The 6,213-nt window shown below is 52.1% G+C and carries 6 protein-coding genes and 2 pseudogenes; 2 read left to right on the top strand and 6 right to left on the bottom strand.

Translation table 11 applies throughout. The features are described 5' to 3' along the window. The 5 genes and pseudogenes from J7G73_RS12885 to J7G73_RS12865 form a co-directional block, all read right to left on the bottom strand. Positions 1-143: pseudogene (locus tag J7G73_RS12885) on the bottom strand (conjugal transfer protein TraG); the annotation flags it as partial. Then, complete coding sequence (locus J7G73_RS12880) at positions 130-582, bottom strand: PcfB family protein (protein ID WP_291246556.1); 453 nt, start codon at positions 580-582, stop codon at positions 130-132. The pseudogene J7G73_RS12885 and the gene J7G73_RS12880, both read right to left, overlap by 14 nt. A gap of 193 nt (positions 583-775) precedes the next feature. Further along, complete coding sequence (locus J7G73_RS12875; protein ID WP_291246555.1) at positions 776-1,489, bottom strand: antirestriction protein ArdA; 714 nt, start codon at positions 1,487-1,489, stop codon at positions 776-778. Continuing rightward, positions 1,489-1,830, bottom strand: coding sequence for a hypothetical protein (locus tag J7G73_RS12870; protein ID WP_291246554.1), 342 nt, complete (start codon positions 1,828-1,830; stop codon positions 1,489-1,491). Before J7G73_RS12870 ends, J7G73_RS12875 begins: the two co-directional genes overlap by 1 nt. A 276-nt stretch (positions 1,831-2,106) precedes the next feature. After that, on the bottom strand, positions 2,107-3,552 hold the full coding sequence (locus J7G73_RS12865) for a ParB/RepB/Spo0J family partition protein (RefSeq protein WP_291246553.1): 1,446 nt from the start codon (positions 3,550-3,552) through the stop codon (positions 2,107-2,109). A 211-nt stretch (positions 3,553-3,763) separates the two neighbouring features. Between J7G73_RS12865 and J7G73_RS12860 the strand changes: the two genes are divergently transcribed. Together J7G73_RS12860 and J7G73_RS12855 are read left to right on the top strand one after the other, a co-directional pair. Further along, positions 3,764-4,177, top strand: coding sequence for a hypothetical protein (locus J7G73_RS12860; RefSeq protein ID WP_191531270.1), 414 nt, complete (start codon positions 3,764-3,766; stop codon positions 4,175-4,177). Beyond that, a complete protein-coding gene (locus tag J7G73_RS12855) occupies positions 4,170-5,360 on the top strand; it encodes a DUF6575 domain-containing protein (protein WP_191531268.1) in 1,191 nt (396 codons plus the stop codon). Before J7G73_RS12860 ends, J7G73_RS12855 begins: the two co-directional genes overlap by 8 nt. A 274-nt stretch (positions 5,361-5,634) precedes the next feature. Here J7G73_RS12855 and J7G73_RS12850 read toward each other — a convergent pair. After that, positions 5,635-6,213, bottom strand: a pseudogene (locus J7G73_RS12850) (AraC family transcriptional regulator); the annotation flags it as partial.

The raw sequence follows: 6,213 nt of genomic DNA, 5'->3' as shown, positions 1-6,213 counted from the left end.
CTCCGGCCCAGCCCCAGCAGCTTTTCCCCAAACCCGGCCCCCGCCGCCATACGGTAGGCCGTCCCCAGCTTCAGACAGGCCCAGCCGATTAACAGATAGGGAATGTTGGGGAGAATGTACTTTCGGATTTTATCTGTCGGCATGAACCACCTCCTGTACTCGCTCTTTCTGTACTCGCTCTTTGGCACGGGGCCGCTCTTGGGCAAGCTGCTCCGACGCCCGTTTGAGCTGATCCCGGATGGGGATGCGCCGGGACTTGGACTTGTTCAGTACCTTGCGGGAGTATTCAGAAAAACAGGCGGTCATGGCGTCGGCCTGCCCAGCCTTGAAGAACAGCAGATATTTGTCCGGCCCGGTTTTGTAAAAAGCGTAGTCCACATTCCATTTCCGGGCCACCCGGTCAAACAGCTTGGTATCGCCGGAAAGCTCGATGCTGGATGCCGATGCACCGTGGGCCATGAGCTTTTTCACGCTCTGCTTGCCGTGGGGCGTCTGCTTGGCCCGGTGGTACTTGGCTATTTTCCGACCAATGGCCCGCAGCACATAGGCAAGGCCCCGGGCGGTCAGCTTGGACGCCTTCACGGAAACGGCAATCGTGCGCCGGGAAATATCTTCATCTACCAGTCAAACCACCCCCTCGTCGTCACAAACTCCGCTCTGCTCCGTCGGGCGTTGCCGCCCGAAATCCGCCCGCTTCGTTGTTCCTCCTCTCCCCACAAAGTCATGCGACTTTGTGGGGCACCCCATGTTTGGGACAAATTGTCCCGAAGTCTTGTTATCGCTCCGGCACCTCCTTTCTTGGGTGCAGCCGTTCTCCCTCCAGCGAGGAACGGTCTATGACCTCTTTGTAAGCGGCCATCTGCTCCCGGATGTTGAGCTTGGGCATAGAGAAAACCTTGTGCTCGTCGGGAATATCCTCCCGCCCGTGGTAGTGCTCAATGAAGCTGCCGCCATTGTTCAGCACATAGCCGCCGGGGGCGTAATGCCCATCCTCGTTGAGCCGAATATCCCGCCCGTATGCCTCGTAGTCGAAATAGTTGAGCAGGTGTTCCGGCACATCGATGGCCTCAATGTCCTCCACATAGATGCGCCCCAGCGTTTCATCGTCTGTAACACCCGGATAAAACTCGAAGCAATCCAGATTTTGTGCCAGATTGATCAGCTCTTTCACGCTGCCGGTGTATTCGCCGCTGTCAATGACCGCTTCAAACTTCTCCAAATCGCCTTGATCCAGCTCGGAGATCACGCAGGCCAGATGATTAAGCTCGTCGATGTTCTCATATTCGCCCAAGTGGTCGTACAGCCCCAGCACATCCCCGTCGAAGTCGGTGATGAAGATTTCCTCATACCGCACCCCGTCAATGCCGATGCGCTTCAAGAGGGCCTGCACCTCCTCGGGTGTCGTGGGGAATTTCAGATATTCGCCTACCAGCTCACCTTCGTTGTACTTCCCCAAGTTGGTGACATAGGCTTCAAACAGGGCGGGCATCAGCGCCGCCCCTGTCCTTTGACGGTGAGGATGCCCTCCAGCGTTGTGGCGGTGATCCCCAGCCGCTGGGCCACGGCGATGTCGTTCTTCATAGCCTCGGTGACGGTATGGCCGCACACCACCAGCACATGGGAGCGCCGTAGCAGGTCACGGCTCATGTCGATGCCACTCTTATGCTCCTCGGGAACGGCGTCGTTGAGGAACAAGGGCAGATACAGCGTGGGGCAGATGGGCGAAAAGCCCGCCTCGTACACCGCCCGGCAGTACCGGGCCACCTGTTCCGTGTTTTTGTAGTCCTCGCCGCACCATGCGGCGGTAATATAGGCAAGGGGTCTTTTCATAGAAAACCTCCGTTTCATGGTGTTCAACCCTATCCCCCCGCCCTTTCCCATTCATGGGAAAGGGGGCGACTCTGGAGGATATACCCCCGTCACGCCCCGGGAATGGCACAGCCGGGGCCGCCCGTAAAGGGCAAGCCGCCGCAGGGCGGCGGTGCCATGCACCCTTGACGGACAGCGCCCTGCCATGCCGTTTAAAAGGCGGCGACGGGGGATAAATCCAAAGAGCCTTGAAAGAGGGAACGAAAAAGACCTCGGGACAAATTGTCCCAAGGTCGGTTACTTCTCCATATCCTTTTTCTTGTCGGTCTTGCCCAGCTCCGGGGGCTGCTTCTCCTTCCACTCGTCCAGCAGGGCCAGAATGGTGTCCTTCATCTCCCGGGGCGTCTTGTCCTTGCCAAAATACTTTTCCAGTTCGGCGCTGTTGATGATCACCTTGTCAGCCTCCTTCTTCTGTTCGCTCAGAATACCGTCGATCACATCGCCGTTCAGCTTGCCCTCCTTATCCAGTTCACGCATCTTCTGCGCTTGAGAGAGGGACGGAGAGGACGCTTGCCCCTCAATGGCGACGGCAATATACTTCTGATGCTTGGGGCGGATGAAAGAAATCTCTACGGCGGGGGTAAAAGAGAGTTGCTTCTCGTCCACCATCTTTTGCAGATCAGGGACAAGCTCGGTCAGGCGGATATACCGCTGCACCTGCTTGTAGTTCATGCCGTTGCGATCCCCGACGATTTGTGTGGAGCGTTTTCCAGCATCCCGGTCATCCTCGCCGGGACGGGCCCCTTGGTGCTTGATGGCCTCCACCTGCTGTTTTAGCGCAGCCGCCTTTTCCGTGGGCAAAATTCTCTCCCGGTGCCGCAGGTTGTCATCCGTCATGGCGAGGATTGCCTCGTCATCGGTCATGTTGCGGACGATACAGGGCATATTGACAAACCCGGCCAGTTCGCTGGCCCGCTGGCGGCGGTGTCCAGCGATGATCTCATATCCGCCGCCCTCACGGGGCCGCACCAGTGCAGGCTGATTAACCCCAGCAGCCTTGACCGACTCCACCAGTCCCTGCATTTCAGCATCGTCCCGGACACCAAAGGGGTGATTTTTGAACGGATGCAGTTCGGAAAGATTAAGATACACGATCTCCTCTTTCACGCCACGGGCAGCATCCCGAGGGGCGGGCGGCTGCTCGGTTGCTGCCGGGGCCTCCGCCGTAGCGGGAGCGCCTTTCTCGGCAGGCGGTTTGCTTTGGGACATTTTGTCCCGAGGTTGCGGCTTGGCCTTGTCGGGGGCCGCCTTGTCAGCCTTGGGTGGGCGGCCCCTGCGGGGCTTGGCCGCATCCTTCGTTTTGTCCGCCTGCTTGTCCTTATTCGGGGCCGCAGCCTTTTCCGGGGGCTTGCCCTTTGCCGCTCCTTCCCGGGCAGCAGTAAAATCCACCACCTTTCCAGCGGGGGCAGGATCTCCCATGCCGGGGATCGTGGTCTGTTTCTCGTCCTTGCCCGGCTGCGGCGTACCCTCTTTAGACGGAGCGGAAGTGCCCTTGTCTTTGGGAGCCTCCGCCGCAGGGGGTGCTACCACCTTGGGCACATCCTCTACCACGGGGGCCTCCGTCTTGGCCGGGGTGGGCTGTTCCTGCACCGGGGGAGCAGCTTTGGCAGGCTCTACCTTTCCCAGCTTGGGGGGCTCGTCCACTTTCCCAGCATCGGGAATACTTTTTTTATCGTCAGCCACCTAAAAACCTCCTTCGTTGTGAAATAGAAAAAGCCAGCCCGATGGCTGGCCTGTGGGGGCGCACCCCTCCTTTCTCTGATCTAAATATACGAAAACGCCACCTGCAGTCTCGTTGGGGTGGCCTTCATACTCTTTGGTTTTGTTTTTATTGCGTTTTACCAGTATGTCTGCTATTATTGTTGTGTATATTTATTGGTGGGGAGGAAGTTTCATGGATAGTGCTCAACTCAGGTTTCCTACATATTTTCCAGAAAACTGTCCTCCCGCAGAAGCATTAGCCGAGGAATGTGTTTTATTCCGTTTGTGCAAAGGGCCCGTTTTGTCCGAGAAAGATTTTGTGCCCTTCTATTTGATTAACCCGGAGAAGCACAAGAATAATGTAAATGCGTATGGGCTTTCTGTGTTCAAGTCTTTTGATGACTGTAAACGAGCATTAAGCAAAGCACCAAAATTAAGAAAGAAGTACAAACGCATCGCAAACGGCACAAATAATAAGTACCGTGGAAAAATAATGCATACGCCAAGCGGAGATAATCCTAACCATTATACTTGGTGGCTCTACGATGGAGTAATGCCCCATACATTCTTTGAGATTTGCAATGAAGGTGGTGAAATAAATGAATAATTTATTTGCCTCCCTGCCTTACATTGGAGATTTATTTTACCATCATATTTATTTGTTTTATGAAGAACCGCAGATTTTTTCTTGTATTACCAAATCCATGCAACTATATTTCGCCGTAGCAATTCCATCTGAAAATGACGAGGATTCTGCTTGGTTATTAGCCCCGATTTCATCTGGGAAGCTTTTGAAAGCTGAAAAAAATGCTATTGAAATTCGCGATCTTTTGTTAAATCCAGAATCGCTACTTTTTAAAATAGAAGAAATACAAAATGAGTTTTCTATTGCCGCTATCAACCCCGAAACTTTAACAGAAGATTTACTGCCTGAAGCCGGTGAGTTACTTGATTTTGCTGCTGGGATGGAGATTCTCCCTTCTGCTGAAGCGCCTATAATGCAGGCTAACCAAGAGATGCGTGACATTATTGAAATTTCGCTTGAAAAAGATGATACTCACATTACAGAGATTTCTTGTGTTGCGTTAGGCGACATGTTGAATAATGTTCAACAGCTTATCTATGCACTTGCTTTCAAAGATGGTGGATTGCGCGGCGCTATACCTAAAAAAGTGAAAGACGATTGCTATTTGTGTGCGACAGGAATGTTTGCAGCTTCGGTTGGCATACGATTGAAGTCTCGGGAGCTATGTGATTTATATAAAGAAACACCATTGACGCAGACCCTTCAAGACTTTAATAGGCTTTTTATGGTTGCCGGAAATAAAGAGCAGTTGCGAGAGTTTCTTTCGACTCAGAATCCTCGAGTAGCTGTAAGATACAGAACTTTATTGCGGTCTTTGCTATCAAATAAAACAGGAATAAAGATCAACAACGCTTCACCCAATAACAGCGTATTCAGCAAACACTTTTCAACCAAAGAACTATCAGTGAACCTTGATTTTATTGACTCAGAAATCGAAGAAATGGTTGAACATGTAACTGTTTACGGGCGACTTGTTGGAGCAAATGTTGAGCGTTGCAGTTTTGAGTTTATTACTACCGATAAAGAAAAGATAAAGGGAGAAATTGCAGCTTCTCTTATCAGTAGTGTATTCTCTGTTCCGCAAAGTGTAGAAGCAGATTTTGAAATTCGTATTGGCACCGATTCTATGACTCGAGAGGAAAAATTGTTATATACTTTAACTGCGATCAGGCCCACTGTAATAGCAGAAGATACTGAGAAGTAGCATTGCAAGATAATACTCATTGTGATTGACTTGCCCCAATGTTTTGGGGATACGGTCTGATTAGCAAAAGGTCTTTCAAAATTTACAAAGAAAGGGTGCCACCTCAAAGCTGCTTTGGGCGGCACCCTTTCTTGTTTTTGTTTCTCGCTTGATGAAAGCCTTGCTTGCTGCCTGAAAACCATTGATATTACTGGATTTCCACAGATCCTTTAATGACACTCCGACCATCAAAAAGACCGCTGACAAAAGTCAGCGGTCTTTTTGATTTCCTCGCTCAGAGTTCACTCGGTTTCTGTTCTTTCCGCACCGGGCGGATGTATTTCCAGAAGCGTTTGCAGTCATGGTAAAAATAGAACATTCTTCCCGGTGTGAGATCCAGCCGATAGCCCGCCGCCGAATAGTCAAATTCCCGCATCGCCTGTTCCATGGCCTCCTCCACCGCGCTGTTCTCGGTTTCAAAGTCGAAGGGGCCATGCTCAAACACCAGGTAGTCTCCTTCCGCCACCTCCATCAAACACATCTGCGCCGGCACTGGCCCATCGTAATCCAGCGGCAGGCGCACTCCGTAGCATTCAGCCAGCGGAATCCCCCAGCTGCAAATTCTCCCTGCGGAATCATTCGTAAATGCCATGATCTGCCCACTGCTGCTGTTTGCTTCCCTGCCGCCCAGATCATCCAGCTTACCAGGAATGCTGTCCAGCAGGCTGCAGATCGTTTCGCAGTCCTGCCCGGGGATGCGACTCTGCTTTTGCCAGAAATCCCAATAGCCAATACTCTCATAATTTTTGATGTGCAGAAATTTGTGGGCCGGGATGGTGACGAAATAGGTTTTCACCTTGTTCTGCGTTTTTTG

This window comes from Allofournierella sp. (assembly GCF_017889395.1).
GTDB lineage: Bacteria > Bacillota > Clostridia > Oscillospirales > Ruminococcaceae > Allofournierella.
This window is presented reverse-complemented; position numbering and strand designations above follow the sequence as displayed.

Excerpts from the sequence above, each read along its gene's own strand:
- J7G73_RS12875 (WP_291246555.1), bottom strand. The coding sequence starts at position 1,489 with ATGCCCGCCCTGTTTGAAGCCTATGTCACCAACTTGGGGAAGTACAAC.
- J7G73_RS12870 (WP_291246554.1), bottom strand. The coding sequence starts at position 1,830 with ATGAAAAGACCCCTTGCCTATATTACCGCCGCATGGTGCGGCGAGGAC.
- J7G73_RS12860 (WP_191531270.1), top strand. The coding sequence starts at position 3,764 with ATGGATAGTGCTCAACTCAGGTTTCCTACATATTTTCCAGAAAACTGT.
- J7G73_RS12855 (WP_191531268.1), top strand. The coding sequence starts at position 4,170 with ATGAATAATTTATTTGCCTCCCTGCCTTACATTGGAGATTTATTTTAC.